The following is a 26,524-nucleotide window of genomic DNA, read 5'->3' on the forward strand; positions in this document are numbered from 1 at the left end:
CGCGTCCGGCGTGCACCGGGGCCACGGCCGGCGGTTTCCCCGGACCGGGGCGGCGGGGCCCCGTTCGTCTCACCCGTCGCCGTCCGCGCGCCGGCGCTGCGGCGCGCGGGGGCAGGACGCGGCGGCGGCCTGGGAGAGCAGGACGTGCATGCGTTCGGTGAGTTCGGCGAGGTCGTCGGCGGGCGCGTGGAACGGCAGCCGGACGTCGCCGCCCGCGCGGACGCGTTCGATGCGCAGGGTCAGCCCGTGCCGGTCGACGGCGAGCGGCTGGACGCGGACGGCTCCGTGCAGGCTGCCCGTGTCGACCAGGCGGGTGAGGCGTTCGACCGCGTCGGCGTGGCAGTCGGCGAGGTGGGTCAGCAGCCGGGCCTCGGCGGTGGCGAGCGGGTCGGGTGCCGCGGTGGCGAATTCGCCGGGGTCGACGAGGACGGCGCCGGACGGCTGCCGGAGGACGACGCGCGTCGGCTGGAAGGCGAGACGGCCGCCCCCGGCGGAGAACCAGCCGGCGAGCCACAGCCGGGCGCGGATCCGGTCGCGCACGGGGACGGGGGCGACGTCGGCGAACTCCAGCACGGCGGACGGCTCCCCGCGCGGCGCGCAGATCGCGGTGGTGAGCAGCGCGCTGTCCTCCGGGACCTCCAGGAGCACCCGTCCGTCGTCGGTCACGGTGTGCGCGCCGGCGAACTCCTCACGGGTGCCCTCCGTGGTCACCGCGCAGGACCACGCGGCGGCGAGCACCGAGCGGGCCCGCGCCGCCGCGCCCGGTGCGGCCGTCCAGCCGTGCGTGTCGTCACCCATCCCCAACCTCCTCTTAGGTAAGCCTTGCCTAACCTACCGAAGATCGGGGTGCGCGCCAACCACGGCGGGACCCTCCTGAGTCCTCTCAGGGCGTGAGCACACCGAGCAGGGCGCGCGCACAGAGGTCGCGCACCTGCTTCCGACCCAATTCCGCGCCGCGCAGCCACTCCAGACAGACCGCGGTGGTGAAGGCCAGCCAGCCGCGCACCGCGAGCCGGGTGTCCGGCCGCGCCTCGAGGACCGGCCCGAACTCGGGATCCGCCGCGAGCGCCGCCAGGATCTGCCGCTCCTGCGCGGCCAGGGCCCGCCGGTAGACCCGGCGCACGGACCGGTCCCCGGCGGCGTCGGCGCGGTGGAAGGCGCGGTAGCCGTGCGCATGGGCCTCGACGTACTCCAGATACGCGTCCAGACCCGCGGTGAGCTGTTCGCGCACCCGGACGCCGGGGGCCGCCGCCGTCATCCGGAGCATCCGCTCGCTCTCCCGCTCCACGACGGCCGCGAAGAAGTCCCGTTTGGTGGGGAAGTAGTGGTAGAGCAGACCCCGCGACACCCCGGCGATCTCGGCGACCTGCTCGATCCACACGTCGTCGTAGGGACTCTCGGAGAACAGCCGCGCGCCGACCGACAGGAGCTGCTCGCGGCGCTCCGCGGTGCTGAGCCGGCGGCGGGCGCGCCCGCCCTCGTTCACGGCCATGCCCGCACTGTACTTGACGCCGGTTCAACAACCGGACCAGACTGAAGGCGCGCTATTGAACTCGCGTACAACAGGGCGTGCCCGCTCGCCGGGCCGAAGGAGAGCGCGTCATGGCGGAGACGACGACACGGTCAGGGCTGCCGAAGGGGTTCCGCAGCGCGGAGCAGGGCTGGCCCGGGCTGCACCGCATCCCCCATCCGCCGCACCGCCTGCCGCTGCTGGGCGACGTGGTCGGCGCGAGCAGGCGGACGCCGCTGCAGGACTCGATGAAGTACGCACGGGACCTGGGGCCGATCTTCCGGCGGAACGCCTTCGGCAAGGAGTTCGTCTTCACCTGGGGCGCCGCCCTGGTGGCGGATCTGGCCGACGAGTCGCGGTTCGCCAAGCACGTGGGGCTGGGGATCGCCAATCTGCGGCCGGTCGCGGGCGACGGCCTGTTCACCGCGTACAACCACGAGCCCAACTGGCAGCTGGCGCACGACGTGCTGGCCCCCGGGTTCAGCCGTGAGGCCATGGCCGCGTACCACCCGATGATGCTGGCCGTCGCGGAGCGGCTGACGCAGCACTGGGACCGCGCGGCGGCCGCCGGCCGGCCGGTGGACGTGCCCGGGGACATGACCAAGCTGACGCTGGAGACGATCGCGCGGACCGGGTTCGGGCACGACTTCGGTTCCTTCGAGCGGGCGCGCCCGCACCCGTTCGTCACGGCGATGGTCGGCACGCTCACCCACGCCCAGCGGCTCAACAGCGTTCCCGCGCCGCTCGCCCCGCTGCTGCTGCGCCGTGCGAGCCGCCGCAACGCGGCCGACATCGCACGCCTCGACCACATCGTCGACGAGGTGGTGCGGGTCCGGCGTGCCGGGGGCCGCGGCGACGGGGACCTGCTGGACCGGATGCTGGAGACCGCGCACCCGCAGACCGGGGAGCGGCTGTCCGCGGAGAACGTCCGGCGGCAGGTCATCACGTTCCTCGTCGCCGGTCACGAGACGACGTCGGGCGCGCTGTCGTTCGCGCTGCACTACCTGTCCCGTGAGCCCGGGGTCGCGGCCCGGGCGCGCGCGGAGGTGGATCGGGTCTGGGGCGACACCGCGGCCCCCGGCTACGAGCAGGTCGCCAAGCTGCGCTACGTGCGCCGGGTGCTCGACGAGTCGCTGCGGCTGTGGCCGACGGCTCCGGCCTTCGCCCGGGAGGCGACGCGGGACACGGTCCTGGGCGGGGAACACCCGATGCGCCGGGGCGCCTGGACGCTGGTGCTGACGCCGATGCTGCACCGGGACCCCGCCGTGTGGGGAGCGGACGCCGAGCGGTTCGACCCGGACCGCTTCGACGCGGCGGCGGTGCGGTCCCGGCCCGCGCATGTCTTCAAGCCGTTCGGGACGGGGGCGCGGGCGTGCATCGGGCGCCAGTTCGCCCTGCACGAGGCGACGTTGGTCCTCGGCCTCCTCCTGCGCCGCTACGACCTGAGCCCGGACCCCGCCTACCGGCTGAGCGTGACCGAACGCCTCACCCTGATGCCGGAGCGTCTGCGGCTGCGCCCGCACCGCAGGACACCGTCCGCCGTGCCCGGCACCCGCCCGGCCGGCCCGCCGTCGCCCTGACGCGGCCGACGGGTCGGGCCGGGTCCGCCGGTGCTCGCGGGACCTCGACGTGGAGGGCCCGCGCTCCGGTGCCCTCGCGGTGGCGCCCCGCCCGTCCGAGCGGCCCCGCCGCGGCCCCCGTCCGTCCCGGAGCCGCCCGCCGGCGAACCGGCGGGGCCGGGACGGCGGCCGGGCTCCGGGCGCCGGGTCAGAGGTCGTCGTCGGGGATCCGCAGGCGGCCGAGGCGGTCCGGGTCGGCGAGCACGTACAGGCCGGTGACGCGCTGGTCGGCGATGGTGAGGGACATGACCGACCGGATGCGGCCGTCGACGACGCTGAGCAGGCCCAGGTCCCCGTTGACCAGCACGACGCGAGCCGCGGCGGTGTAACGGGCGAACAGGAGCGCCGACTCGGCCACCGGCTTCGCGCCCCGGAGGGTCTTGGACGCCTCCGTGCCGCGCACCAGGGCGCCCGCGTCGGCGCGCAGCACCACGTCCGGGTGCAGGACCGCGACCAGTGCCTCGAAGTCCCCGCCGCGCGCCGCGGCCATGAAGGCGTCGAGCACCTGCCTCTGCCGGCCGGGGTCGGGATCGGAGGGAGGCGTGGCGTCCCGCACCCGGCGGCGGGCCCGGGAGGCGAGCTGCCGGGTCGCGGCCGCGTTCCGCTCCAGGATGGGGGCGATGTCGTCGAACGGAACGGCGAACATGTCGTGCAGCACGAACGCCAGCCGCTCGTCCGGCTGCAGTCTCTCCAGGACCACCAGCAGGGCCACGCCGACCGAGTCGGCGTGCAGCGCCTGCTGTTCCGGGTCCGCCGGGGAGAGGGGCCCGATCACCGGGTCCGGGACGAAGGTCTCGTCCATCGGCTGCTCCCGGCGGGCGGTGCGCGAGCGCAGCAGGTCCAGGCAGATCCGGCCGGTCACGGTGGTCAGCCAGCCGCCCAGGTTGCCGATCGTGCCGGGGTCCACCCGGCTCAGGCGCAGCCAGGCCTCCTGGACGGCGTCCTCGGCCTCGGCGAGTGAGCCGAGCATGCGGTAGGCGACCGCCCCGAGACGGCCGCGGTGCTCCTCGAAGCTCCGCGCCAGCGGTTCGCCGTCCACGGGGATCACCGGGAGAACAGCTCGAAGGCGACCGCGGGACGGTTCCGGAACCGCTTCCCGGTCTCCTCGGCGATCCCGGTCAGCAGGCCGCGCGCGTACGCCTCGGGGTCCTCGTCGGTCAACGCCTCGATGTAGGTGCGGTGTTCGAGCAGGGAGAGCACGGCACGCTCCAGGCCGCCGGTCGCGTCCACGGCGTGCGTGGGGTTGTCCGAACCGGCGACCGCCACCCAGCGGACGCCGTTCCAGGGTGCGAGGCCCCGCTCGGTCAGCTCCGGGAAGATCCAGCGGTTGCCGGCGTCGCCGGCAGCGTCGAGCGTGGCGCGCCCGACGGCCACGTGGTCCGGGGTGTTCCAGTAGGTGCCGTCCCAGGTGTCCCGGTGGTTCAGGGTGATCACCAGCTCGGGCCGGTGCCGGCGCACGGCGGCGGCGATGTCCCGGCGCAGGGCGGGGCCGTACTCGATGACGCCGTCCGCGTGGTCGAGGAAGCCGACGTCCGTCACGCCCACCACGGCCGCGCTCGCCCGCTGCTCCCGCTCCCTGAGCGGGCCGCACTTCGCCGGTTCCAGGGTGTCGATGCCCGCTTCGCCCCGGGTGGCCAGGACGTAGGACACCTCGCGGCCGGCGTCGGTCCAGGAGGCGATCGCCGCCGCGCAGCCGTACTCCAGGTCGTCCGGGTGGGCGACCACGGCCAGGGCGCGCTGCCAGTCGTCGGGCATGGGCTGGAGTTGACTGGTCGTCGGCTCGGTCATGCCCGCAGACTAGCCCGCCGCACCGACAGCGCGCCGGGGACGCGTCACGCCTCGTCGCGCGCCAGGGCGAGCAGCCGGTCCAGGACGCGGGGGCCGCCGGTCCGGACCCCGTCGTGCTCGAACTCGTCGGTGACCCAGGTGCGCAGGCCGCGGATCGCCCGTGCGGTCTCCAGGGAGTGGGGCGTGTGGACGTACATGTCGTCGTGGTAGACGGCCGCCGCGGCCGGGACCTCGTTGACGGCGAGGCGTGCCGGGCCGTACAGCGGCGCCCAGTCGGTGCGCGCGGCGAGGAGTCCGGCGGTCTCGCGCAGGGGGCGCAGCGCCGGGTCGCAGTCGAACATCCAGGGGTGGATGGTCTCGCCGGTGAACAGCAGCGGCTCGTCGTTGGCGAGCGTCTTGGCCGCGTCGAAGCGCGGGAACTCGGCCCGTACGCGTTCGGCGGACCAGGCGGTGGGGCGGGTGTCCTGGCCGTAGATCGCCTCGTGGACGAGCGCGTACAGCGGGTGTCCCGCGAAGGACAGCAGGCCCTGCGCCTGCTCCTGGAAGGCGTCGGAGAGCGCGGGGCCGCCCGGGGTGCGGACGAAGGCGTCCTCCAGCAGGTGGTGCAGCCGGTGGCTGCCGTCGCCGCTGCCGAGCATCCGGCCGAGGGACTGGAACGCCTCGACGGTGAACCGGTAGCCGTTCGGGAGGACGACGTCGTGGGTGAGGAGGTGGTCGGCGATGCGCCGGGCGCGTTCGACGTCCTGCGGGTAGCGGGCGTAGTGGGCGGCGACCTTGCGTTCGACGCGCGGGTAGGCGGCCCGGTAGACGTCGTCGGCGTGCGCGTCGAGGGAGGGCAGGCCGCCGGTGACGAGCGCGGTGGCGAGGCCCTCGGGGGCCGTGGACAGGTAGGCGACGGTGCAGAAGCCGCCGAAGCTCTGGCCGAGCACGGTCCAGGGGGCGCCGCCGGTCACCTGGGGCCGGATGGCCTCGCAGTCCCGCACGATGGAGTCGGAGCGGAAGAGGGCGAGGTAGTCGGCCTGCTCGGCGGGGCCGCCGCGCAGCGGGAGCGTCTGCCGGTTGGCGGGGGTGGAGTGGCCGGTGCCGCGCTGGTCGAGGAGCAGCACCCGGTACTCCTCGAGGGCGCGGCCGAGCCAGGCCTCCTTGCCGACGAAACGGTTCGCCCCGAAGCCGGGGCCGCCCTGCAGGTACAGCAGCCAGGGCAGGTCCCGGCCGGCCTTGCCGGCGGCGACGGCCTCCCGCGCGTACAGCTCGATGGTCTCCCCCGAGGGGTCGTCGTGATCGAGGGGCACGGTGAAGCGGCGGTCGGTGAGAACCACTCCGGGCTGGCGGTAGCTGACGGGCAACGGAACTCCTGGGACGGACGGATTGTCGGATCGCGACCCAGTTCAGCACATGTTCCTGCGGTCAACGAGCCCGGGACCGCACCACCCTGCGGACACGAGCGGTCAGCGGGCCGACAGGCTGGAGCGCCGGACCACCAGTTCCGGGCGGAGGACGACCCGGCGGTGCTCGTGCGGCCGCCGCGCGCCCTCGCTCTCGGTCTCCTCCAGCAGCAGCTCGGCCGCCAGGGCGCCCATGGTGACGGCGGGCTGGCGCACCGAGGTGAGCGGCACGGCCGCCGCGGCGGCGAACTCGATGTCGTCGTAGCCGACGATCGCCAGGTCGTCGGGGACCGTGACCCCGGCCGCGTACATCGCCTGGAGCACGCCCAGGGCGAGCAGGTCGTTGGCGCAGAACACGGCGGTCGGGCGTTCGGCGAGTCCGAGGAGGCGGGCGCCCGCGTCGCGTCCGGCGGCGACGTCCAGCCGTTCGGTGGGCAGCTCGCGCAGGCGGTCGGGGCCGAGTCCGGCCTCGGCGAGGGCGTTCAGGGCGCCGGTGCGGCGGTCCCGGACCTGGTTGAGTCCGGGCGGGCCGCTCACGTAGGCGAGGGAGCGGTGCCCGGCGTCGACGAGGTGGCGCACGGCCAGCGCGCCGCCGGCCACGTCGTCCACGGAGACGGAGCACTCGGTGGTGCCCTCGGCGACCCGGTCGACCAGCACGAACGGGATGCCGTGCCGGCGGAACGCCTCGATGTTGCGGCCGGTGGCGTCCGCCGGGGTGAGCAGCACGCCCCGCACCCGCTGCTCGGCGAAGAGGGACAGGTACTCGGCCTCCTCCCCCGGGTTCTGGGCGCTGTTGCAGACCATCACGCCGAGCCCGGCGGCGCGCGCGGCGCGTTCGGCGCCGCGCGCGACGTCGACGAAGAAGGGGTTGCCCATGTCGAGGACGAGCAGGCCCATGATGCGGCTGCGTCCGGCGCGCAGCTGACGGGCGGACTCGCTGCGGACGTAGCCGAGCCGATCTATGGCGGACAGCACCCGCGCCCGGGTCTCGGCCGCGACCGTGTCCGGGCGGTTGATCACGTTGGATACCGTGCCGACGGAGACTCCGGCGACGCGGGCGACGTCCTTGATACCCACCGACTGGGCCATCGGGCAGGGACCTCCAGGGAGACGGGGGGGGCGGCGCGGCGGGCCATCACATTACCCGCACGGCCGCCCCGTACCGGTCACGGTCGGGCGGGCGGCCGGAAGCCGGCGACGCGCCCGGAGGGACGGACGGCGCCGGCGTTGCCGTGGTGGTGCCGGCGGGGGTGACCGCCGGCCCGGGCGAGGCGGCCCGGGCGGTGCCGGAGGCCGGGGCGGGGGTCGCCGCGGTGCCGAGGAGCGCGCCGGCCGGCAGGGAGGCGTCGTCTCATCGCGGGCTCCTTCGTCAGGCGAGGTGGAAGACCTCGGTCAGCGGTTTCATCGCCTCGTCCGGGCGGGAGCCGTCGAGGGACTCGAAGAGGGGCGACATCTCGGCCTGCCAGCGGGCGTTGACCTCGGTGGCCTCCATGCCTGTCCTGGCCGCCTCGAAGTCCTCGGTCTCCAGGTAGCCGACGAGGAGGCCGTCGTCGCGCAGGAAGAGGGAGTAGTTGTGCCAGCCGGTGGCCGAGAGCGCCTCGCGCATCTCGGGCCACACGGCGGCATGGCGTTCGCGGTACTCGGCGATCCGGTCCTGTCGGACCTTGAGCAGGAAACAGACGCGTTGCATGACGTACCGCGCTCCCTCGGTGGTGTGGGGGTCAGAAGTCGAACCGGTCGATGTTCCCGGCGTTGAAGACGGTGGGCTTGCCGAGGTTGATCACGCCGTCCTTGCCGATGGTGTACTCGCCCATCGCGCCGGCCGTGAAGGTCTCGCCCTCCTTGCCGGTGATCTGGCCGGAGGCCAGCGCGATCGCGGTGCGGCCGGCCAGTTCGCCGAGCTTCGCCGGGTCCCAGAGCTCGAACGCCTCGACGGTGCCGTTCTTGACGTACTTGCGCATGTCGTTGGGGGTGCCGAGGCCGGTCAGCTTGACCTTGCCCTTGTACTTGGAGCCGGACAGGTACTGGGCCGCCGCCTTGATGCCGACGGTGGTCGGGGAGATGATCCCCTTCAGGTCCGGGTACTCCTGGAGCAGGCCCTGGGTCTGCTGGAAGGACTGCTGGGCGTCGTCATTGCCGTACGCGACCTTGACCAGCTCGATGTCCTTGTACTTGGGGTCCTTGAGCTCCTCCTTCATGAACTCGATCCAGGTGTTCTGGTTGGTGGCGGTCTGCGCGGCGGACAGGATCGCGATCTCGCCCTTGTAACCGATCTGTTCGGCGAGCAGCTGCACCTCGGTGCGGCCCAGGTCCTCGGCGGAGGCCTGCGAGATGAAGGCGTTGCGGCAGTCGGCGGTGGTGTCGGAGTCGTAGGTGACGACCTTGATGCCGTTCTTCATGGCCTGCTTGAGCGCGGTGCACAGGGCGCCGGGGTCCTGCGCGGAGACGGCCATGGCGTCGACCTGCTGCTGGGTGAGGGTGTTGACGTAGGAGACCTGGCCGGCGGTGTCGGTGGCGCTGGAGGGACCGACCTCCTTGTAGGCGGAGCCCAGTTCCTTCACGGCCTTCTCCCCGCCCTTGTCGGCGGTGGTGAAGTAGGGGTTGTTGACCTGCTTGGGCAGGAAGCCGACGGTCAGGCCCTTCCTGGTCTCCGCGTTCGGGTCGGCCTTGCCGGCCGGGGCGGCCGCGCCGCCCTCGTTCCTGACGTCCTCCTTGGTGGTGCCGCCGCAGGCGGTGGCGGCCAGGGCGAGCGAGGTGACGGCGGCGAGCGCCGCACAGGTACGGCTCAGGGATGCCTTGCGCATGGTGGGTTCCTTAGGGGCGGGAGGGGGTCGGGGAAGTCGGGGCGGGCGTCGTGGGCGGCGGCGGTGGTGCGGCCGTGGCCCGGCGTCCGGCGCGGGCGGCGGCGACCTGGCGGGCGACGCGGGGTCCGAGCACGGACAGCACCAGCAGCACTCCGGTGACGACGATCTGCGACTGCGCGGAGACGTCCTGGAGGCTCATCACGTTCTGCAGCGCGCCCAGCAGGAACACCCCGGCGATCGCGCCGCCGAGCGTGCCCCGGCCGCCGTCGAAGTCGATGCCGCCGAGCAACACCGCCGCCACGACGGAGAGTTCCAGGCCGGTGGCGTTGTCGTAGCGGGCGCTGGCGTAGTGCAGCGCCCAGAAGACGCCGGTGAGGGCGGACATCAGGCCGGTCAGGGTGAACAGGATCAGCTTCTGCCGCTTGACGCGGATGCCGGCGAACCGCGCCGCCTCCTCGCTCGCGCCGATCGCGAACAGCGACCGGCCGAACGGCGTGGCGTGCAGGGCGACGACGGCGATGGCGAGCAGCACCGTGAAGGGCAGGAAGGCGTAGGGGACGAAGGTGTCGCCGACGCGTCCGGCGGCGAACTCCAGGTACGGGGCGGGGAAGTCGGTGACCGCGTCGGAGCCCAGCACGATCTGTGCGATGCCCCGGTAGGCGGCCAGCGTGCCGATGGTCACGGCGAGGGACGGCAGTCCGAGGCGGGTCACCAGCAGGCCGTTGACCAGGCCGCAGACGACGCCGATCACGAGGCAGACCGGGATGATCGCCTCGATGGCCATGCCCTGGTTCCACAGGGCGCCCATGACCGCGCCGGACAGGCCGGCGGTGGAGGCCACGGACAGGTCGATCTCGCCGGAGACCACGAGCAGGGTCATGGGCAGGGCGATCAGCGCGATGGGCAGGGTGTTGCCGATGAGGAACGACAGGTTGAGCGCGTTGCCGAAGCCGTCGACGGTGGTGAAGGACAGCAGCAGGACCACGACGAGCAGGGCGCCGACGGCCGTGTCCCACCTCGGCGAGGCGGACCAGCGGTTCGCACGCGTGAGGGACTCAGGCATGGCGGGCGTTCCTCTTCTTCAGGGCGGAGGCCACGCGCAGCGCGACGATCCGGTCGACCGCGATGGCGAGGATGAGCAGGATGCCGTTGATGGCGAGCACCCACACGGAGCTGACGCCGAGGGCGGGCAGCACACTGTTGACGGAGGTCAGCAGCAGCGCGCCGAGGGCCGCGCCGTAGACGCTGCCGGAGCCGCCGGTGAAGACCACGCCGCCGACCACGACCGCGCTGACGACGGTGAGTTCGTAGCCGGTGCCGGTGCCGGAGTCGACGTTGCCGAACCGGGCCAGGTACAGGGCGCCCGCGAGGCCGGCGAGGGCACCGCAGAAGGTGTACGCGGCGAGGATCCGCTTGCGCACGGGGATGCCGGCGAGCCGGGCGGCCTCCGGGTTGGAGCCGAGCGCGTACAGTTCGCGTCCGCTGCCGAAGTGCTTGAGGTAGTACGCCGTCGCCACCAGCACCGCGAGGGCGATGAGCGCCAGGTAGGGCACCGCCGAGATGCCGCCGGAGCCGAAGTCGACGAATCCGCCGGGGAGGTCGGCGGCCGTGATCTGGCGGGAGCCGACCCAGACGGAGTCGATGCCGCGGATGATGTACAGCGTGCCGAGGGTGACGACGAGGGCGGGCACCTGGCCGAGGCTGACGAGCAGCCCGTTGAGGAGCCCGAAGCCGATGCCGAGCAGGACGGCGAGGGCGACGGCGACGACCGGGTCCCCGCCGTCCTGGAGGTGGAGGCCGGCCGCGAAGGCGCTGATGCCGAGCGTGGAGCCGACGGAGAGGTCGACGTTGCGGGTGATGACGACCAGGGACTGGCCGGTGGCGACGAGGACCAGGATGGTCGCGTTCAGCAGCAGGTCCTTGATGCCCTGTTCGGACAGGAACTCGCTGTTGCCGGCCCGGGTCACGCCGATCATCACCAGGAAGACGACCAGGATGGCGAGTTCACGCATCTTGAAGACACGGTCGACCAGCCGGGTGGCGCCGGTCCCGGACGCCTCGGCGGCGGCTTCCCGGGGTGCGGTGACCGTCATGCGGCGGCCCTCCCCGTGGCCGCGGCCATCACGGTCTCCTCGGTGGCGTCGGTGCGGGGGATCTCCGCGGTGAGCCGGCCCTCGTGCATCACCAGCACGCGGTCGGCCATGCCGAGGATCTCGGGCAGGTCGGAGGAGATCATCAGGACGGCGACGCCGTCCGCGGCGAGCTGCGACAGCAGCCGGTGCACCTCGGCCTTGGTGCCGACGTCGATGCCGCGCGTGGGCTCGTCCACGATCAGCACCTTCGGGCCGGTGGCGAGCCACTTGGCGAGGACGACCTTCTGCTGGTTGCCGCCGGACAGGGTGTTCACCGTGTCGGCGATGCGGGCGTACTTGACCTGGAGCCTGACGGCCCAGTCGAGGGAACGGCTGCGTTCGGCGCCGCGGTCCATCAGGCCGGCCCGCACGGTGCTGCGGAGTCCGGTGAGGCCGATGTTGCGCTCGATGGACATGTCCATCACCAGGCCCTGGGCGCGCCGGTCCTCGGGGACCAGGGCGAGGCCCGCGGCCATGGCGGTGGACGGGGCGCCGTTGGTGAGCCGGCGCCCGTCGACCTCCACCTCTCCCGCGTCCCGGCGGTCGATGCCGAAGACCGCGCGGGCGACCTCGGTACGGCCCGCGCCGACCAGTCCGGCCAGCCCGACGATCTCACCGCGCCGCACGTCGAAGGAGACGTCGGTGAAGACGCCCTCACGGGTCAGCCGGCGCACGCTCAGGGCGATCTCGCCCGGGCTCACGTCCTGTTTGGGGTAGAGCTCCTCCAGGTCGCGTCCGACCATGCGGCGGACCAGGTCGTCCTCGGTCATGCCGTCCAGCGGTTCGCTCGCGATCCAGGCGCCGTCGCGCAGGGTGGTGACCCGCCGGCAGATCTCGAAGATCTCCTCGAGGCGGTGGGAGATGAACAGCACGGCCGCGCCCTGGTCGCGCAGGGCGCGCACCACGCCGAAGAGGCGTGCGACCTCGCTGCCGGTGAGGGCGGCGGTGGGCTCGTCCATGATCAGGACGCGGGCGTCGAAGGAGAGCGCCTTGGCGATCTCCACGATCTGCTGGTCCGCGATGGACAGACCGCGGGCCGGACGGTCCGGGTCGAGGTCGACCCCGAGCCGTCTCATCAGGGCGGCGGTCGCGTCGTGGGTGGCCCGGTGGTCGATCCGGCCGAGGGCCCGCCGCGGCTGCCGGCCCATGAAGATGTTCTCGGCGATCGACAGGTCGGGGAAGAGCGTGGGCTCCTGGTAGATCACGGCGATGCCGGCGTCGCGGGCGTCGCCGGGGCCGTGGAAGACGACCGGCGCGCCGTCGAGCAGCACCTGGCCGGCGTCCGGCCGGTGCACTCCCGCGAGGGTCTTGATGAGGGTCGACTTGCCGGCTCCGTTCTCACCGGCGAGGGCGTGCACCTCCCCGGGGAACAGCTCCAGGGAGACGTCCCGCAGCGCACGCACCGCGCCGAAGGACTTGGAGATGCCCTTGAGCGCGAGAACCGGGGCCGGACCCGTGTCGGACGGGTGGGTCATGAGGGCTCCTCGACGACGTCGGCGGGACGGCCCGGGCGACATCGTGAAAGGTTTCAACTGGGTTGCCGGGACGGTAGGCGCGCCACGCATGTCACGTCAATGGGTCCCGGTCGAAAAACTTTCGACCGCTTCAGGTCACGCCGTGATGCCGGAGAACGGTGCGTGCCGGAGGGGTTGACACCCCCTCACCGGCGCCATAGCTTCCCGTTCTGAATCGTTTCACTCCGTGGTCGTTACGACCCGATGTCACAGGAGCCCTGACGTGACCGAGCTCGCCGCGGCGAAGGCCGCTCTGAAGACCCAGGCAGTCGAGACGCCGTCGTGGGCGTACGGGAACTCGGGGACCCGTTTCAAGGTGTTCGCGCAGCAGGGCGTCCCCCGCTCCGCGCGGGAGAAGCTGGACGACGCGGCCAAGGTGCACGAGTTCACTGGGGTCGCGCCCACCGTTGCGCTGCACATCCCGTGGGACAGGGTCGAGGACTACGCGGCGCTGGCCCGGCACGCCGAGGACCGCGGCGTGAGGCTCGGCACCATCAACTCCAACACCTTCCAGGACGACGACTACCGGCTGGGCAGCATCTGCCACCCGGACGCGGCGGTGCGCAGGAAGGCCGTGGACCATCTGCTGGAGTGCGTCGACATCATGGACGCCACCGGCTCCAAGGACCTCAAACTGTGGTTCGCCGACGGGACGAACTACCCCGGCCAGGACGACGTCCGGGCGCGGCAGGACCGGCTCGCCGAAGGGCTGCGCGAGGTGTACGAGCGGCTCGGCGAAGGGCAGCGGATGCTGCTGGAGTACAAGCTCTTCGAGCCGGCGTTCTACACGACGGACGTGCCGGACTGGGGGACGGCCTACGCCCACTGCCTGAAGCTCGGCGAGAGGGCCCGGGTCGTCGTCGACACGGGCCACCACGCGCCGGGGACCAACATCGAGTTCATCGTCGCGACGCTGCTGCGGGAGGGGAAGCTCGGCGGGTTCGACTTCAACTCGCGGTTCTACGCCGACGACGACCTGATGGTGGGGGCGGCGGATCCGTTCCAGCTGTTCCGGATCATGTACGAGGTGATCCGCGGGGGCGGTTTCACGTCCGAGGTGGCGTTCATGCTGGACCAGTGCCACAACATCGAGGCGAAGATCCCGGCGATCATCCGTTCCGTGATGAACGTCCAGGAGGCGACGGCCAAGGCGCTGCTGGTGGACCGGACCGCGCTGGCCGAGGCGCAGGCCTCGGGGGACGTGCTGGGCGCCAACGCCGTGCTGATGGACGCCTACGACACGGACGTGCGTCCGCTGCTGCGTGAGGTGCGCCAGGAGATGGGGCTGGACCCCGAGCCCCTCGCCGCGTACCGGCGGTCCGGGTGGGCCGAGCGGATCGTCGCCGAGCGGGTCGGCGGGCAGCAGGCGGGGTGGGGGGCGTGAACGCCCGCCGGCTTCCCGTCCGTTGCGGGCTGCCCGCCGCCGGTGGCCGGCCGCGCAGTTCCCCGCGCCCCTGAGTACTCACCTCACCCTCTCCCGAGAAGGAACCGCACCCTCATGGCAACCCATCCCGAAGCCGCCGCTCTCCTCGCCCGGTCGCACCGCCTCGGTGCCGATCCCCGCAACACCAACTACGCCGGTGGCAACACCTCCGCCAAGGGCACCGGGACCGACCCCGTCACCGGGGGTGACGTCGAGCTGATGTGGGTCAAGGGTTCCGGCGGGGATCTCGGGACGCTGACCGGGGCGGGGCTGGCCGTGCTGCGGCTGGACCGGCTGCGGGCGCTCGCCGGCGTGTACCCGGGCGTCGAGCGCGAGGACGAGATGGTCGGGGCGTTCGACTACTGCCTGCACGGCAAAGGGGGCGCCGCGCCCTCGATCGACACCGCGATGCACGGGCTCGTCGACGCCGCCCACGTGGACCACCTCCACCCCGACTCCGGCATCGCGCTCGCCTGCGCCGCCGACGGGGAGAGGCTGACCGCCGACTGCTTCGGTGACACGGTGGTGTGGGTGCCGTGGCGGCGGCCCGGGTTCCAGCTGGGGCTGGACATCGCCGCCGTGAAGGAGGCCAACCCGCAGGCCGTCGGGTGTGTGCTCGGGGGCCACGGGATCACCGCGTGGGGCGACACCTCCGAGGAGTGCGAGCGCAACTCGCTGCACATCATCCGCACCGCCGAGACGTTCCTCGCCGAGCGCGGCCGGCCGGAGCCGTTCGGACCGGTGATCGAGGGGTACGAGGCCCTGCCCGCGGACGAGCGGCGGGAGCGCGCCGCCGCCCTGGCGCCGTACGTGCGAGCCGTCGCCTCGCAGGACCGGGCCCAGGTCGGCCACTTCGACGACTCCGGCGCCGTGCTGGACTTCCTGGCCCGCGCCGAGCACCCGCGGCTGGCCGCGCTGGGCACCTCCTGCCCCGACCACTTCCTGCGCACCAAGGTCCGGCCGCTCGTCCTCGACCTGCCGCCGGCCGCCCCGCTCGACGAGGCCGTCGCCCGGCTGAGGGAACTGCACACCGCCTACCGCGAGGACTACGCCGCCTACTACGCCCGCCACGCGGAGCCCGACTCCCCCGCGATGCGCGGGGCCGACCCGGCGATCGTGCTGGTGCCGGGCGTGGGCATGTTCAGCTTCGGCAAGGACAAGCAGACCGCGCGGGTGGCCGGGGAGTTCTACCTCAACGCGGTCAACGTGATGCGCGGCGCCGAGGCGGTCTCCGCCTACGCGCCGATCGAGGAGTCGGAGAAGTTCCGCATCGAGTACTGGGCGCTGGAGGAGGCCAAGCTCCGGCGGATGCCGGAGCCGAAGCCGCTCGCGACGCGGGTCGCGCTCGTCACCGGCGCCGGCAGCGGGATCGGCAGGGCGATCGCTCGGCGGCTGGCGGCCGAGGGCGCGTGCGTGGTGGTGGCCGATCTCGACGGGGAGAACGCGGCCCGGGTCGCCGAGGAGCTGGGCGGGTCCGACCGGGCCGTCGCCGTGACCGTCGACGTCACCGACGAGGAGCAGATCGCCGCCGCCTTCCGGGCCGCCGTCCTCGCCTTCGGCGGGGTCGACCTGGTGGTGAACAACGCCGGGATCTCGATCTCCAAGCCGCTGCTCGAGACGTCCGCGAAGGACTGGGACCTCCAGCACGACATCATGGCCCGCGGCTCCTTCCTCGTCTCGCGCGAGGCCGCCCGCGTGATGATCGCGCAGGACCTGGGCGGCGACATCGTGTACATCGCCTCGAAGAACGCGGTGTTCGCCGGTCCGAACAACATCGCCTACTCCGCGGCCAAGGCCGACCAGGCCCATCAGGTGCGGCTTCTGGCGGCCGAGCTGGGGGAGCACGGCATCCGGGTCAACGGTGTGAACCCGGACGGTGTGGTGCGCGGTTCCGGGATCTTCGCGGGCGGCTGGGGCGCCCAGCGCGCCGCCGTGTACGGGGTGCCGGAGGAGAAGCTCGGCGAGTTCTACGCGCAGCGGACGCTGCTCAAGCGGGAGGTGCTGCCCGAGCACGTGGCGGGCGCCGTGTTCGCGCTGACCGGCGGCGACCTCACCCACACCACCGGACTGCACGTCCCGGTCGACGCCGGCGTCGCCGCCGCGTTCCTGCGATGAGCACCGCCGTGAAGTCGTACGCCGCGGTCGACCTCGGCGCGTCCAGCGGGCGTGTCATGGTCGGCCGCGTCGGCCCCGGCAGCCTGGAGCTCACCGAGGCCCACCGTTTCCCGAACCGGCCGGTCCGCATGCCCGAGGGGCTGCGCTGGGACGTCCTGGGGCTGTACGCGGGGGTGCTCGACGGACTGAGGGCGGCGGGGGCGGTCGACTCGGTCGGCGTCGACAGCTGGGCCGTGGACTACGGGCTGCTGGACGCGGACGGTGCGCTGCTCGGCAACCCCGTGCACTACCGCGACAGCCGTACCGACGGGGTCGCCGAGAAGGTGTGGGCCGCGGTGCCCCCCGAGGAGCTGTACGCGGCGACCGGACTGCAGTACGCGCCCTTCAACACCCTGTACCAGTTGACGGCGGCTCGCGGTTCGGCGCAACTAGCCCACGCTGAAGGGCTGTTGCTGATACCCGACCTGTTGGCGTACTGGCTCACCGGTGAGCGGGGCACGGAGCTGACCAACGCCTCGACCACCCAGCTGATCGACCCGCGCACCCGGGACTGGGCGCACGGGGTCGCGGAGCGGCTGGGCATCGACCTCGGGATGTTCGCGCCGCTGCGCCGTCCGGGCGATCCGGCCGGGGTGCTGCGGCCGGAGGTGCTGGAGGAGACGGGGCTCGCCGGGCCGGTCCCGGTGACGGCGGTCTGCTCGCACGACACCGCGTCCGCGGTGGCGGCGGTGCCGGCGGACGGTGAGCGGTTCGCGTACATCTGTACCGGCACCTGGTCACTGGCCGGTCTCGAACTGGACGGGCCGGTGCTGACCGAGGAGAGCCGGGCGGCCAACTTCACCAATGAGCTGGGGCTGGACGGCACGGTCCGCTATCTGCGCAACATCATGGGCCTGTGGCTGCTCCAGGAGTGCCTGCGGGCCTGGGGCGAGCCCGATCTCGGCGCGCTGCTGCTCGACGCGGCCGAGGTGCCGGCGCTGCGGTCGGTGGTGGACGCCGGGGACGCGGCGTTCCTCGCGCCGGGGCGGATGCCGGAACGGATCGCCGGGGCCTGCCGGGACTCGGGGCAGCCGGTGCCGGCCACCCGGGCCGAGGTCACGCGCTGCATCCTGGACTCGCTCGCCCTGGCGCACCGCAGGGCCGTCGAGGACGCGCAGCGGCTCGCCGGACGGTCCGCCGACGTCGTGCACATCGTGGGCGGCGGCACCCGCAACGCCCTGCTGTGCCAGCTCACCGCCGACGCCTGCGGGCTGCCGGTGGTGTCCGGGCCGACGGAGGCGGCGGCGCTGGGCAACGTACTGGTGCAGGCCCGTGCGCACGGCATGGTCGGCGACCTCGCCGGGATGCGGCGGCTGCTCACCCGCACGCAGCCGCTGACCCGGTACGAACCGCGCGGCGGCACCCGGCCGTGGCAGGCGGCGCTGGCCCGGCTCGCCCGGGGCTGACGGGGGTCTCCCCCGTGCCGTCGCTCCCGCACTACCCTGCATTCACCCGATGACCGATTCCACGAGGAGCCGCGATGCGTGTCGCCCTGTTCCTGACCTGCGTCAACGACACGCTCTATCCGGACACCGGGCGCGCGGTGGTGAAACTCCTGACCAGACTGGGCGTCGACGTCGACTTCCCCATGGCGCAGACCTGTTGCGGTCAGGCGCACTACAACACCGGGTACCGGCACCAGGCGGAGCCGATGGCCCGGCACTTCTCCGATGTCTTCGGGGACTACGAGGCGATCGTGACACCGTCCGGTTCGTGCGGGGCGATGGTGCGGGAGCTGTATCCGCGGATGGGTGAGCGGGCCCGGGCGGAAGGGCGCGGGGACACCCTCGCGGCGACGCTGGCCCCGGTGGTGCCGAAGACCTACGAACTCACCGAGTTCCTGGTGGACGTGCTGGGCGTGACGGACGTCGGGGCGTACTACCCGCACAAGGTCACCTACCACCCGACCTGTCACGGACTGCGCGGGCTGGGCCTCGGCGAACGGCCGTTGCGGCTGCTGCGGGCGGTCCGGGGGCTGGAGCTGGCCGAGTTGCCCGGTGCGGACGAGTGCTGCGGCTTCGGCGGCACCTTCGCGCTGAAGAACTCCGACGTCTCGGCGGCCATGGGCACCGACAAGGTGCGCAACGCCGAGTCGACGGGCGCCGAGGTGCTGTGCGCGGCGGACAACTCCTGCCTGATGCACATCGGCGGGACGATGACCAGGCTGCGCACCGGCATGCGGCCGGTGCACATCGCGGAGATCCTGGCGAGCACGGAGGAGGAGCCGGCCGTATGAGCGGGACATTCGTCGGAATGCCGGTGTTCCACCCGTCCACCCAGCCGGCGTTCGCGGAGGCCGCGCGGGACGCCGTGCGCGACGGTACCCTGCGCGGCAACCTGCGGCACGCCACGCACACCATCCGGGCCAAGCGTGCGAAGGCCGTGGCGGAGGTGGCGGACTGGGCGGCCCTGCGGGAGGCCGGCAAGCGGATCAAGGACCACACGCTGCGTCACCTCGACCGCTACCTGGAGCAGCTGGAGGCGGCGGTGACGGCCGCCGGCGGCACCGTGCACTGGGCCGCCGACGCCGGCGAGGCGAACCGGATCGTGACGCGGCTGGTCCAGGAGACCGGTGAGTCGGAGGTCGTCAAGGTCAAGTCGATGGCCACCCAGGAGATCGGCCTGAACGAGGCGCTGGAGGCGGCGGGCATCCGCGCCTACGAGACCGATCTGGCCGAGCTGATCGTGCAGTTGGGCAAGGACCGGCCCTCGCACATCCTGGTCCCGGCGATCCACCGCAACCGCGGGGAGATCCGGGAGATCTTCGCCCGTGAGATGGGCGAGTGGGGCCGCGCCGCCCCTGAAGGGCTGACGGACACTCCGGCCGAACTGGCCGAAGCGGCACGGCTGCATCTGCGGGAGAAGTTCCTGCGCGCCAAGGTCGGCGTCTCGGGCGCCAACTTCATGGTCGCCGAGACCGGCACGCTGGTGGTGGTGGAGTCCGAGGGCAACGGGCGGATGTGCCTGACCCTGCCCGAGACGCTGATCTCGGTCGTCGGCATCGAGAAGATCGTGCCCACCTGGCGGGACCTGGAGGTGTTCCTCCAGACCCTCCCCCGCTCCTCGACCGCCGAGCGGATGAACCCGTACACGTCGATGTGGACGGGGACGACGCGGGAGGACGGTCCGCGGACCTTCCACCTGGTCCTGCTGGACAACGGACGCACCGACACCCTGGCCGACGAGGTGGGCCGCCAGGCGCTGCGCTGCATCCGCTGCTCCGCCTGCCTCAACGTGTGCCCGGTGTACGAGCGGGCCGGCGGCCACGCCTACGGCTCGGTGTACCCGGGGCCGATCGGCGCGATCCTCAGCCCCCAACTGCGGGGCACCGGCAGCGACATCGACGCCTCCCTGCCCTACGCGTCCTCACTGTGCGGGGCCTGCTACGAGGTCTGCCCGGTCGCCATCGACATCCCCGAGGTCCTGGTGCACCTGCGGGAGCGGGTGGTCCAGGGCGGGGAGGCGACCCGGGGCGGCAACAAGGTGGTGCTCAAGCCGGCCAGGGGGCACGCCGCCGAGCGAGCCGCGATGCGCGCCGCCCGCTGGGCGTTCACCTACCCCGGAGCCCTGCGCGCCGGGCAGCGCCTCGCCTCGCGCACCCGCCGCCTCCACCCGCGCACCCTTCCCGGCCCGGGCCGGGCGTGGAGCGGCACCCGGGATCTGCCCCCGGTGCCGGCGGAGCCGTTCCGGGACTGGTGGCAGCGTACGCGGGGCGGGAAGGGAGCGGCGAAGTGAGCAGCAGGGAACGGATCCTGGGCCGGGTGCGGCGCGCCCTCGCCGGCGTACCGGGGGACGACACCCCGTACGAGCGGGCCGTCGCCCGCGACTACCTGCGCGAGCACGGTGCGCGCACCGTCGGGGAGACGGTGGAGCTGCTCGCGGAGAATCTGGCCGACTACCGGGCGGTCGTGCACCGTACGGACGCCGCCGGACTGGCCGGGGTGATCGCCGGGCTGCTCGCGGCGCGCGGCGCGTCGTCGGTCCTCGTGCCGCCGGGCCTCGACGAGGACTGGCTCGCCTCGACGGAGGTGGCGCGGGTCGCGGACCGGGCGGGGAGCACCCCGCGGGAACTGGACCGGGTCGACAGCGTGGTCACCGCCTGCGCGGTCGCCGTCGCGGAGACGGGCACGATCGTCCTCGACGGCTCCTCCGACCAGGGCCGGCGCCGGATCACCCTCGTCCCCGACCACCACATCTGTGTGGTCCGCGTCCCGGACCAGGTCGTCTCCTCCGTCCCGCGGGCCCTCGAACGCCTCGACCCGGCCCGCCCGCTCACCTGGATCTCCGGCCCGTCGGCGACCAGTGACATCGAACTCGACCGGGTGGAGGGCGTGCACGGCCCGCGCACCCTGGAGGTCGTGCTGGTCGGGTGAGCGGATGCCGAGGGGCGCCCATGGCCGCACTCCCCCGGTTCGGGCGGTGGCCCGCGACCGCGTGACAAGGAGGGTGAGCAAGCGCTTGGATAGGTCCGGACATCCCCGGGTGTCCGGACAGTGCCGTCACGCGGTCCGGCGCCTTCGTTCCCGCGCACAATCGGAGGTCCCCGTTGTTCACTTCCGTCGACGACGTCTCCGCGCGCCTCGCCGAGACCGGATACCTGGCGTCGCCCGCGGTCGCCACGACCGTCTTCCTCGCCGACCGGCTCGGCAAGCCGCTGCTGGTGGAGGGACCCTCAGGGGTCGGCAAGACCGAGCTCGCCAAGGCCGTCGCCCGGGTCGCCGGGGCCCGGCTGGTCCGGCTCCAGTGCTACGAGGGCGTGGACGAGTCGCGGGCCCTGTACGAGTGGAACCACGCCAAGCAGCTGCTGCGCATCAGCGCCGGCAGGGGCGAGACGTGGGACGAGGCGCGCACGGACATCTTCGGCGAGGAGTTCCTGCTGCCCCGTCCGCTGCTCACCGCGATCCGCGGCGACGACGCCAAGGTGCTGCTGATCGACGAGACCGACAAGGCGGACGTGGAGGTCGAGGGACTGCTCCTCGAGGTGCTCAGCGACTTCCAGGTGACCGTTCCGGAGCTGGGCACCGTCACCGCGACCCGCCGGCCGTTCGTCGTCCTCACCTCGAACGCGACCCGGGAGCTGTCCGAGGCGCTGCGCCGCCGCTGCCTGTTCCTGCACATCGGCTTCCCCGACGCGGAGCTGGAGCGGCGGATCGTGCGGCTGAGGGTACCGGGCGTCGACACGGCGCTGGCCGAGTCCGTCGTCCGGGTGGTGGGTGCGCTGCGGGCGATGGACCTGCGGAAGGCGCCCTCCGTGGCGGAGACCGTCGACTGGGCCCGCACCCTGCTGGCGCTGGGCGCCGGCACGCTGGACGAGACGGTCGTACGCGACACCCTGGGCGTGATCCTCAAGCACCAGGACGACATCCAGAAGGCGGCGGCCAAACTCGACCTGGACGCCCTGTGAACGCCGACGCGGACACGGATCTCACCGCCCGGCTGACCGGCCTGGTGGACGCGCTCCGCGTCCACGGCCTGCGCGTGGGCACCGGTGAGACCGTGGACGCGGCCCGGGCGGTGGAGGTCCTGGGACTCGCCGACCGGGAGCTGCTGCGGGAGGGCCTGGCGGCGACCCTGCTGCACGGCACCGCCCAGCGCCCGGTGTTCGACGCGGTCTTCGACCTGTACTTCCCGCGCGTGGCCGGCGGGCCGGAGGGCGGGCGGCCGGCGGACCGCGACGGACTGCGCGAGCGGCTGGCGGCGGCCCTCGCCGCCGACGACACCGCGCTCATGGCCCGGTTGGCGGCCGAGGCGGTCGACGGCTTCGGCGGGTACGGGAGTTCACCGGGGTCGGACGGCTGGTCGTCGTACCAGACGCTGGACCGGCTGCGCCCGCAGACGCTGCTGGCCCGGGTGCGGGACGAGGCACGCGGGCGGGACGGGGCGGCGGGGTTCGGCGACCGGCTGCTGGAGGACGAGATCCGGCGGCGCATCGAGGAGTTCCGGCGGATGGTGGCCGCCGAGGCGCGGCGCCGGGTGGCACAGCGGCGGGGCCGGGACGAGGTCGCCCGGCGTGCGGTGGCCCCGACCGCCGACCGCGTCGACTTCCTGTTCGCCGGGAAGGACCGGCTGGCCGAGCTGCGCCGGACGGTGCGGCCACTGGCCCGGAAGCTGGCGACCCGGCTGGCGGCCCGCCGCCGCAGGGCCGCGCGCGGCAGCATCGACCTGCGCCGGACCGTGCGCGGCTCGCTGTCGACCGGCGGAGTGCCGATGCGGCCCGTGCTGCGACGGCGCCGGCCCGCCCGGCCCGAACTGGTGCTGCTGTGCGATGTGTCGGGCTCGGTGTCCGGGTTCTCCGACTTCACGATGCTGCTCGTGCAGGCGCTGCACGACCAGTTCTCCAAGGTGCGCGTGTTCGCCTTCGTCAACCGGGTCGACGAGGTGACCGGGCTGCTGGTGCACGGCGCCGCCGACCCGGAGGGCCTGGGCGCCCGTATCCGGGGCGAGGCCGCCCTCACCGGCTGGCACGGCAGCAGCGACTACGGCGCGGCGCTGGGTGAGTTCACCGAACGGTACGCCGACGCCGTGGGCTCGCGCACCACGGTGTTCGTCCTCGGCGACGCCCGCACCAACATGGCCGACCCGAACCTGCCGGCCGTGCGCGCCCTGTCCCGGCGCGCACGCCGGATCCACTGGCTGAACCCCGAGCAGCGCTCCCGCTGGGGCACGGGCGACTCCGCGGCCCTCGCGTACGCGGAGCTGGTGGACATGCGCGAGTGCCGCAACGTACGCCAGCTCGACGCGCTGGTGGGACGGCTGCTGCCGGTGTGAGCCGGCGGGGCCCGCGGCAGTCGCCTCGGCCCCGGCCGGTTCAGCCGCGGCAGACGGCGCGGGCCCCGGTCGGAGTGCTCGGCGGCCTGCCCGAGTCCCGCGCGGGCCGCGTCCGGGACGCGGGAGCGGACGCCGGCCCGCGTGGGGCGCGTGCGCTACCGCGTGACGCGTTCGTCGGTCTTCGCGTACTCCTGCGCCATGGCGCCGGCGAAGTCGTACACCACGACCGGCTCGTCCCCGACGACCCACGCGTCGTGTCCCGGCGAGCAGACGAAGACGTCGCCCGGCCCGACCTCGCCCTCGGCGCCGTCGTCCATCCGGATGCGCATGCGGCCCTGGACCACGTACCCGTTGTGGTGGATCCGGCAGCTCTCCGTCCCGGCGATGGGACCGACGGACCGGGACCAGCGCCACCCCGGCTCGAAGGTGGCCATGGCGAAGTCCAGTCCCGACATGTGGACGGCTTCGAGATGCCCCCTCGGGAAATCGCGTCGCTCGTCGGGCTTCTCCAGCATCTTGATCTCGAGCATGCCCCTGCTCCCTTCCGCTTCCCCCACCACCTCATCGTCCGTCTGTCCACCGGGCGCCGCCATTCGGGTGAACGCCGTCCCGGGCGGGCAGATCAGTCGCCCGTCCCGCACAGCCGGGCGAACCGTTCGGCGTCGATGTTGCCGCCGGAGAGGATCACGCCGACCCGGGGCGGGAGCGGGCCCGCGCGGCCGGTGAGCAGCGCGGCGAGCGGGGTGGCGCCGCTGGGCTCCAGCACGATCTTCAGGCGCTCGAAGGCGAACCGCATCGCGTCCCTGATCTCGTCGTCGCGGACCAGCACGATCCCGTCGAGGAGGCGGCGGTTGACGGAGAAGGTCAGCTCGCCCGGGGTGTGCAGCGCCTGGCCGTCGGCGATGGTGCGCGGGACGGGGATGCTGACGCGCCGGCCCGCCTCCAGGGACCGCTTGGTGTCGTCGCCGGCCTCGGGTTCGACGCCGATCACCCGGGTGTCGGGGTGCAGGCCCTTGACGGCGGTGGCGCTGCCGGCGATCAGGCCACCGCCGCCGACCGGGGCGAGCAGGGCGTCGAGCCGCCCCGCCTCCTCGACGAGTTCGAGGGCCGCCGTGCCCTGCCCCGCCATCACGTGCGGGTGCTCGTAGGGCGGGACGAGGGCCAGCCCCCGCTCGGCGGCGAGGGTCTCGGCGACGGCGACCCGGTCGCCGGTGTACCGGTCGTAGGTGACGATCTCGGCGCCGTACCCCTCGGTGGCCGCCCGCTTCGACGGCGGGGCGTCCTCGGGCATGACGATGACGGCGGTGGTGCCGAGTTCCCGGGCGGCCAGGGCGACGGCCTGCGCGTGGTTGCCGGAGGAGTAGGCGGCGATCCCCCGGGACAGCTGGCCGGGGGCGAGCCGGGAGGCCGCGTTGTAGGCGCCGCGGAACTTGAACGCGCCGACGCGCTGGAAGTTCTCGCACTTGAGGTGCACCTCGGCACCGACGAGCGCGTCCAGGGTGCGGGAGCGCAGGACGGGGGTGCGGTGGGCGACGCCGTCGAGGCGTGCGGCGGCGGAACGGACGTCGTCGAGGGTGATCGGCGGGCCGGCGGTCGTCACGCGGGGCCTCCGGTGTCGGTCGGATAGGTGGTCGTCCTGGACTGGGAGAGGTAGCTGTACGCCGAGGCGCGGGAGATGCCGAGCCGGCCGGCGACCTGCTCGACCGCGCGCCGCACGGCGAAGACACCGCGCGCGTCCAGGTCCCGGAACAGCCGCAGGCGCTCCTCGCGGCCGAGCTGCGCCCAGCCGCCGTTCCGGCGGGGCCGGTGGGCGTCGACGATGGCCCCGACCACGGAGTCGATGTCGTCGCCGAAGGTGGTCGTCGGCGGTTCCTCCGGGGCGGCGCCGAGGCCGGCGAGCGAGCCGAGCAGCGCGTGGGCCTGCCCCACGGCGGTGACGTCGACGTTGACGCACAGCGCGCCGAACACCGCCCCCGTGGAGTCCCGCAGCACCATCGTGGAGGACTTCACGAGTGTGCCGTCGCCGGTTCTGGTCAGGTAGTTGAGCTCGTCGGCCGCCTCGTCACCGCGGGCGAGCACCCGCAGGCCGATCTCGCTCATCGCCCCGCCCACCGTCCGCCCGGTCACCGACCCGGCCACGGCGACCACCGATCCCTCCGGGCACCGGTAGTCGTGCAGCACCACCTCGCACAGCGGTCCGAACGTCGCCGCGATCCCGTCGGCGACGGGCACCGTCGCGGCGAGGATCGCGTCCCGCTCCGCCTCCCGAGCCTGCTCTCTGTCCATGAGCGCCTCCCCTGGTCCACCGGACACGCTACCTGGACCGCATGTCCAGTGTCTGGATTTTCAGTCCACACAGGAGCGCGGCCCCGTGACCCAGTGACCTCGAAAAACAGTAGCCATGGCTACAGTAGCCATGTACGGTATCCGTCATGAGTGCGGCGTACGAGGGCGCGACGCCCGGGTTCCTGGTGTGGCGGCTGTCGATGAAGTGGCGCGTGGCGGTCGACCGGGCGGTCTCGCCCCTGGGGCTGACGCACGCGCAGTACTCCGTCGTCGCGACCCTGTACGGGATGCGCCGCTCGGGGGAACGGCCCAGTCAGCGCCGGCTCGCCGACCGCACCGGACTCGAAGCGCTCTACGTGTCGAAGCTCGCCCGGTCCCTGGAGAGCGCCGGCCTGCTGGAGCGCACCCGCGATCCGCGCGACCCGCGCGCCGTGCAACTGGCGCTCACCCCGCGGGGAGTGGAGGTCACCGGTCAGGCGATCGAGCTGGTGCAAGGGCTGCTGCGGCAGTTGCTGGAGCCCTTCGGAGGTCTCGACGGCCCGCGCACCCGCGCGTTCATGGACGACCTGACGACCCTGCTCGACACACCGCTCACCCCTTCGGCGGACAGCACCGGCACCCACGAGACGGAGCAGTCATGACCACCACCACGGCCACTGTCGACGGCCGCGCCATCGGCCTGGCCCACTACGCGAGCCGCGCGGTCCTGGAGAGCGTGCTGGCACGACACGGCATCACCTTCCCGCAGTCCGTCGCCCTGCGTTTCGCCGTCGCGTCCGGCCCCCCGGTCGGCCGGGCGGAGCTGGTCGGGCACCTCACCGACTCGCTCAAGGTCACCGGGGCGGACGCCGACGCCGTGATCGGCGAGCTGGCCGGCGCGGGACTGCTGGAATCGCGGCAGCCGTCCTCGCTCCGCGTCACGGACGCCGGCCGGGAGACGCAGGAGAGGATCTCCGCCGAGACGCGGGCGGTCTCCGGAAGGATCTACGCCGGCATTCCGGCGGCGGACCTGGCCGTCGCCGGGCGCGTGCTCGCCCTGGTCAGGGAGCGGGCCGACGCGGAACTGGCCGCCGCGGCGACCGGCGCGGGGTAGCGGAATACCGCGGCCCCCACGTCCGTTGTCGGCGTCGAAGGAGGCCAC

Annotated in this window: 25 protein-coding genes; 11 read left to right on the top strand and 14 right to left on the bottom strand. The window is 73.4% G+C overall.

The window, feature by feature from the left end; all coding sequences use genetic code 11:
- Positions 1 to 69 precede the first annotated feature (69 nt).
- Positions 70 to 798 (bottom strand): DUF2470 domain-containing protein, encoded by a 729-nt coding sequence (locus IE172_RS21845; protein ID WP_190098969.1) that lies wholly within the window; start codon positions 796 to 798, stop codon positions 70 to 72.
- An 85-nt stretch (positions 799 to 883) separates the two neighbouring features.
- Complete coding sequence (locus tag IE172_RS21850; protein WP_190098970.1) at positions 884 to 1,492, bottom strand: TetR/AcrR family transcriptional regulator; 609 nt, start codon at positions 1,490 to 1,492, stop codon at positions 884 to 886.
- A 110-nt stretch (positions 1,493 to 1,602) separates the two neighbouring features.
- Here IE172_RS21850 and IE172_RS21855 point away from each other — a divergent pair, with 110 nt between their 5' ends.
- Complete coding sequence (locus IE172_RS21855) at positions 1,603 to 3,090, top strand: cytochrome P450 (RefSeq protein WP_190098971.1); 1,488 nt, start codon at positions 1,603 to 1,605, stop codon at positions 3,088 to 3,090.
- Positions 3,091 to 3,277: 187 nt separating this feature from the next.
- Here the strand turns inward: IE172_RS21855 and sigJ are convergent, their stop codons facing one another.
- From sigJ to IE172_RS21900, 9 genes are all read right to left on the bottom strand, one after another.
- Positions 3,278 to 4,168: an RNA polymerase sigma factor SigJ gene (gene sigJ, locus IE172_RS21860; protein WP_229886259.1), complete on the bottom strand. Its 891-nt coding sequence runs from the start codon at positions 4,166 to 4,168 to the stop codon at positions 3,278 to 3,280.
- Positions 4,169 to 4,173: 5 nt separating this feature from the next.
- Positions 4,174 to 4,917: a PIG-L deacetylase family protein gene (locus IE172_RS21865; protein ID WP_190098972.1), complete on the bottom strand. Its 744-nt coding sequence runs from the start codon at positions 4,915 to 4,917 to the stop codon at positions 4,174 to 4,176.
- A gap of 44 nt (positions 4,918 to 4,961) precedes the next feature.
- Positions 4,962 to 6,263, bottom strand: coding sequence for an alpha/beta fold hydrolase (locus tag IE172_RS21870; RefSeq protein ID WP_190098973.1), 1,302 nt, complete (start codon positions 6,261 to 6,263; stop codon positions 4,962 to 4,964).
- 102 nt (positions 6,264 to 6,365) lie between these two features.
- Entirely contained in the window at positions 6,366 to 7,391 is a 1,026-nt protein-coding gene (locus IE172_RS21875; RefSeq protein WP_190098974.1) for a LacI family DNA-binding transcriptional regulator, read from the bottom strand.
- Positions 7,392 to 7,671: 280 nt separating this feature from the next.
- Positions 7,672 to 7,992, bottom strand: a complete 321-nt coding sequence (locus IE172_RS21880) for an L-rhamnose mutarotase (RefSeq protein WP_190098975.1) — start codon at positions 7,990 to 7,992, stop codon at positions 7,672 to 7,674.
- 31 nt (positions 7,993 to 8,023) lie between these two features.
- Positions 8,024 to 9,106: a rhamnose ABC transporter substrate-binding protein gene (gene rhaS / locus IE172_RS21885; protein ID WP_190098976.1), complete on the bottom strand. Its 1,083-nt coding sequence runs from the start codon at positions 9,104 to 9,106 to the stop codon at positions 8,024 to 8,026.
- A gap of 10 nt (positions 9,107 to 9,116) precedes the next feature.
- Entirely contained in the window at positions 9,117 to 10,169 is a 1,053-nt protein-coding gene (locus IE172_RS21890; protein ID WP_190098977.1) for an ABC transporter permease, read from the bottom strand.
- Complete coding sequence (locus tag IE172_RS21895; RefSeq protein ID WP_190098978.1) at positions 10,162 to 11,199, bottom strand: ABC transporter permease; 1,038 nt, start codon at positions 11,197 to 11,199, stop codon at positions 10,162 to 10,164. The genes IE172_RS21890 and IE172_RS21895 overlap by 8 nt, the downstream gene beginning before the upstream one ends.
- A complete protein-coding gene (locus IE172_RS21900; RefSeq protein ID WP_190098979.1) occupies positions 11,196 to 12,713 on the bottom strand; it encodes a sugar ABC transporter ATP-binding protein in 1,518 nt (505 codons plus the stop codon). Before IE172_RS21900 ends, IE172_RS21895 begins: the two co-directional genes overlap by 4 nt.
- A 262-nt stretch (positions 12,714 to 12,975) precedes the next feature.
- Between IE172_RS21900 and rhaI the strand changes: the two genes are divergently transcribed.
- The 8 genes from rhaI (at position 12,976) to IE172_RS21940 (ending at position 23,097) form a co-directional block, all read left to right on the top strand.
- Positions 12,976 to 14,136: an L-rhamnose isomerase gene (gene rhaI, locus IE172_RS21905; RefSeq protein WP_190098980.1), complete on the top strand. Its 1,161-nt coding sequence runs from the start codon at positions 12,976 to 12,978 to the stop codon at positions 14,134 to 14,136.
- 114 nt (positions 14,137 to 14,250) lie between these two features.
- Positions 14,251 to 16,290 carry a bifunctional aldolase/short-chain dehydrogenase gene (locus IE172_RS21910; protein ID WP_190098981.1) on the top strand — a complete coding sequence of 680 codons (2,040 nt, stop codon included), beginning with the start codon at positions 14,251 to 14,253 and terminating at the stop codon, positions 16,288 to 16,290.
- A complete protein-coding gene (locus tag IE172_RS21915) occupies positions 16,287 to 17,735 on the top strand; it encodes a rhamnulokinase (RefSeq protein WP_190098982.1) in 1,449 nt (482 codons plus the stop codon). Before IE172_RS21910 ends, IE172_RS21915 begins: the two co-directional genes overlap by 4 nt.
- A 74-nt stretch (positions 17,736 to 17,809) precedes the next feature.
- Positions 17,810 to 18,565, top strand: a complete 756-nt coding sequence (locus tag IE172_RS21920; RefSeq protein WP_190098983.1) for a (Fe-S)-binding protein — start codon at positions 17,810 to 17,812, stop codon at positions 18,563 to 18,565.
- Positions 18,562 to 20,064 carry a LutB/LldF family L-lactate oxidation iron-sulfur protein gene (locus IE172_RS21925; protein ID WP_190098984.1) on the top strand — a complete coding sequence of 501 codons (1,503 nt, stop codon included), beginning with the start codon at positions 18,562 to 18,564 and terminating at the stop codon, positions 20,062 to 20,064. Before IE172_RS21920 ends, IE172_RS21925 begins: the two co-directional genes overlap by 4 nt.
- Entirely contained in the window at positions 20,061 to 20,702 is a 642-nt protein-coding gene (locus tag IE172_RS21930) for a LutC/YkgG family protein (RefSeq protein ID WP_190098985.1), read from the top strand. Before IE172_RS21925 ends, IE172_RS21930 begins: the two co-directional genes overlap by 4 nt.
- 173 nt (positions 20,703 to 20,875) lie before the next feature.
- On the top strand, positions 20,876 to 21,733 hold the full coding sequence (locus IE172_RS21935; protein ID WP_190098986.1) for an AAA family ATPase: 858 nt from the start codon (positions 20,876 to 20,878) through the stop codon (positions 21,731 to 21,733).
- Positions 21,730 to 23,097, top strand: coding sequence for a vWA domain-containing protein (locus IE172_RS21940; RefSeq protein ID WP_190098987.1), 1,368 nt, complete (start codon positions 21,730 to 21,732; stop codon positions 23,095 to 23,097). The genes IE172_RS21935 and IE172_RS21940 overlap by 4 nt, the downstream gene beginning before the upstream one ends.
- A 155-nt stretch (positions 23,098 to 23,252) precedes the next feature.
- Here the strand turns inward: IE172_RS21940 and IE172_RS21945 are convergent, their stop codons facing one another.
- The 3 genes from IE172_RS21945 to IE172_RS21955 form a co-directional block, all read right to left on the bottom strand.
- The gene (locus IE172_RS21945) at positions 23,253 to 23,627 is read right to left on the bottom strand and encodes a cupin domain-containing protein (RefSeq protein WP_190098988.1); all 375 of its coding nucleotides are present in this window, start codon (positions 23,625 to 23,627) and stop codon (positions 23,253 to 23,255) included.
- A 92-nt stretch (positions 23,628 to 23,719) separates the two neighbouring features.
- Entirely contained in the window at positions 23,720 to 24,697 is a 978-nt protein-coding gene (locus IE172_RS21950) for a pyridoxal-phosphate dependent enzyme (RefSeq protein ID WP_190098989.1), read from the bottom strand.
- Positions 24,694 to 25,383 carry a helix-turn-helix transcriptional regulator gene (locus IE172_RS21955; protein ID WP_190098990.1) on the bottom strand — a complete coding sequence of 230 codons (690 nt, stop codon included), beginning with the start codon at positions 25,381 to 25,383 and terminating at the stop codon, positions 24,694 to 24,696. The genes IE172_RS21950 and IE172_RS21955 overlap by 4 nt, the downstream gene beginning before the upstream one ends.
- Positions 25,384 to 25,529: 146 nt before the next feature.
- Here IE172_RS21955 and IE172_RS21960 point away from each other — a divergent pair, with 146 nt between their 5' ends.
- Both IE172_RS21960 and IE172_RS21965 read left to right on the top strand, forming a co-directional pair.
- A complete protein-coding gene (locus tag IE172_RS21960) occupies positions 25,530 to 26,024 on the top strand; it encodes a MarR family winged helix-turn-helix transcriptional regulator (RefSeq protein WP_190098991.1) in 495 nt (164 codons plus the stop codon).
- Positions 26,021 to 26,476 (top strand): MarR family winged helix-turn-helix transcriptional regulator, encoded by a 456-nt coding sequence (locus tag IE172_RS21965; protein ID WP_190098992.1) that lies wholly within the window; start codon positions 26,021 to 26,023, stop codon positions 26,474 to 26,476. The genes IE172_RS21960 and IE172_RS21965 overlap by 4 nt, the downstream gene beginning before the upstream one ends.
- Positions 26,477 to 26,524: the final 48 nt, after the last annotated feature.

It is taken from the genome of Streptomyces griseoflavus, from assembly GCF_014649995.1.
GTDB classification, from domain to species: domain Bacteria; phylum Actinomycetota; class Actinomycetes; order Streptomycetales; family Streptomycetaceae; genus Streptomyces; species Streptomyces griseoflavus.

Coding starts and splice junctions, on each gene's coding strand:
- IE172_RS21850 (WP_190098970.1), bottom strand. CDS start 1,492: ATGGCCGTGAACGAGGGCGGGCGCGCCCGCCGCCGGCTCAGCACCGCG.
- IE172_RS21895 (WP_190098978.1), bottom strand. CDS start 11,199: ATGACGGTCACCGCACCCCGGGAAGCCGCCGCCGAGGCGTCCGGGACC.
- IE172_RS21965 (WP_190098992.1), top strand. CDS start 26,021: ATGACCACCACCACGGCCACTGTCGACGGCCGCGCCATCGGCCTGGCC.
- IE172_RS21955 (WP_190098990.1), bottom strand. CDS start 25,383: ATGGACAGAGAGCAGGCTCGGGAGGCGGAGCGGGACGCGATCCTCGCC.
- IE172_RS21960 (WP_190098991.1), top strand. CDS start 25,530: ATGAGTGCGGCGTACGAGGGCGCGACGCCCGGGTTCCTGGTGTGGCGG.
- IE172_RS21900 (WP_190098979.1), bottom strand. CDS start 12,713: ATGACCCACCCGTCCGACACGGGTCCGGCCCCGGTTCTCGCGCTCAAG.
- IE172_RS21920 (WP_190098983.1), top strand. CDS start 17,810: ATGCGTGTCGCCCTGTTCCTGACCTGCGTCAACGACACGCTCTATCCG.
- IE172_RS21890 (WP_190098977.1), bottom strand. CDS start 10,169: ATGCCTGAGTCCCTCACGCGTGCGAACCGCTGGTCCGCCTCGCCGAGG.
- IE172_RS21880 (WP_190098975.1), bottom strand. CDS start 7,992: ATGCAACGCGTCTGTTTCCTGCTCAAGGTCCGACAGGACCGGATCGCC.
- IE172_RS21915 (WP_190098982.1), top strand. CDS start 16,287: ATGAGCACCGCCGTGAAGTCGTACGCCGCGGTCGACCTCGGCGCGTCC.
- IE172_RS21845 (WP_190098969.1), bottom strand. CDS start 798: ATGGGTGACGACACGCACGGCTGGACGGCCGCACCGGGCGCGGCGGCG.
- IE172_RS21925 (WP_190098984.1), top strand. CDS start 18,562: ATGAGCGGGACATTCGTCGGAATGCCGGTGTTCCACCCGTCCACCCAG.
- IE172_RS21865 (WP_190098972.1), bottom strand. CDS start 4,917: ATGACCGAGCCGACGACCAGTCAACTCCAGCCCATGCCCGACGACTGG.
- rhaS (WP_190098976.1), bottom strand. CDS start 9,106: ATGCGCAAGGCATCCCTGAGCCGTACCTGTGCGGCGCTCGCCGCCGTC.
- IE172_RS21855 (WP_190098971.1), top strand. CDS start 1,603: ATGGCGGAGACGACGACACGGTCAGGGCTGCCGAAGGGGTTCCGCAGC.
- IE172_RS21910 (WP_190098981.1), top strand. CDS start 14,251: ATGGCAACCCATCCCGAAGCCGCCGCTCTCCTCGCCCGGTCGCACCGC.
- IE172_RS21875 (WP_190098974.1), bottom strand. CDS start 7,391: ATGGCCCAGTCGGTGGGTATCAAGGACGTCGCCCGCGTCGCCGGAGTC.
- IE172_RS21945 (WP_190098988.1), bottom strand. CDS start 23,627: ATGCTCGAGATCAAGATGCTGGAGAAGCCCGACGAGCGACGCGATTTC.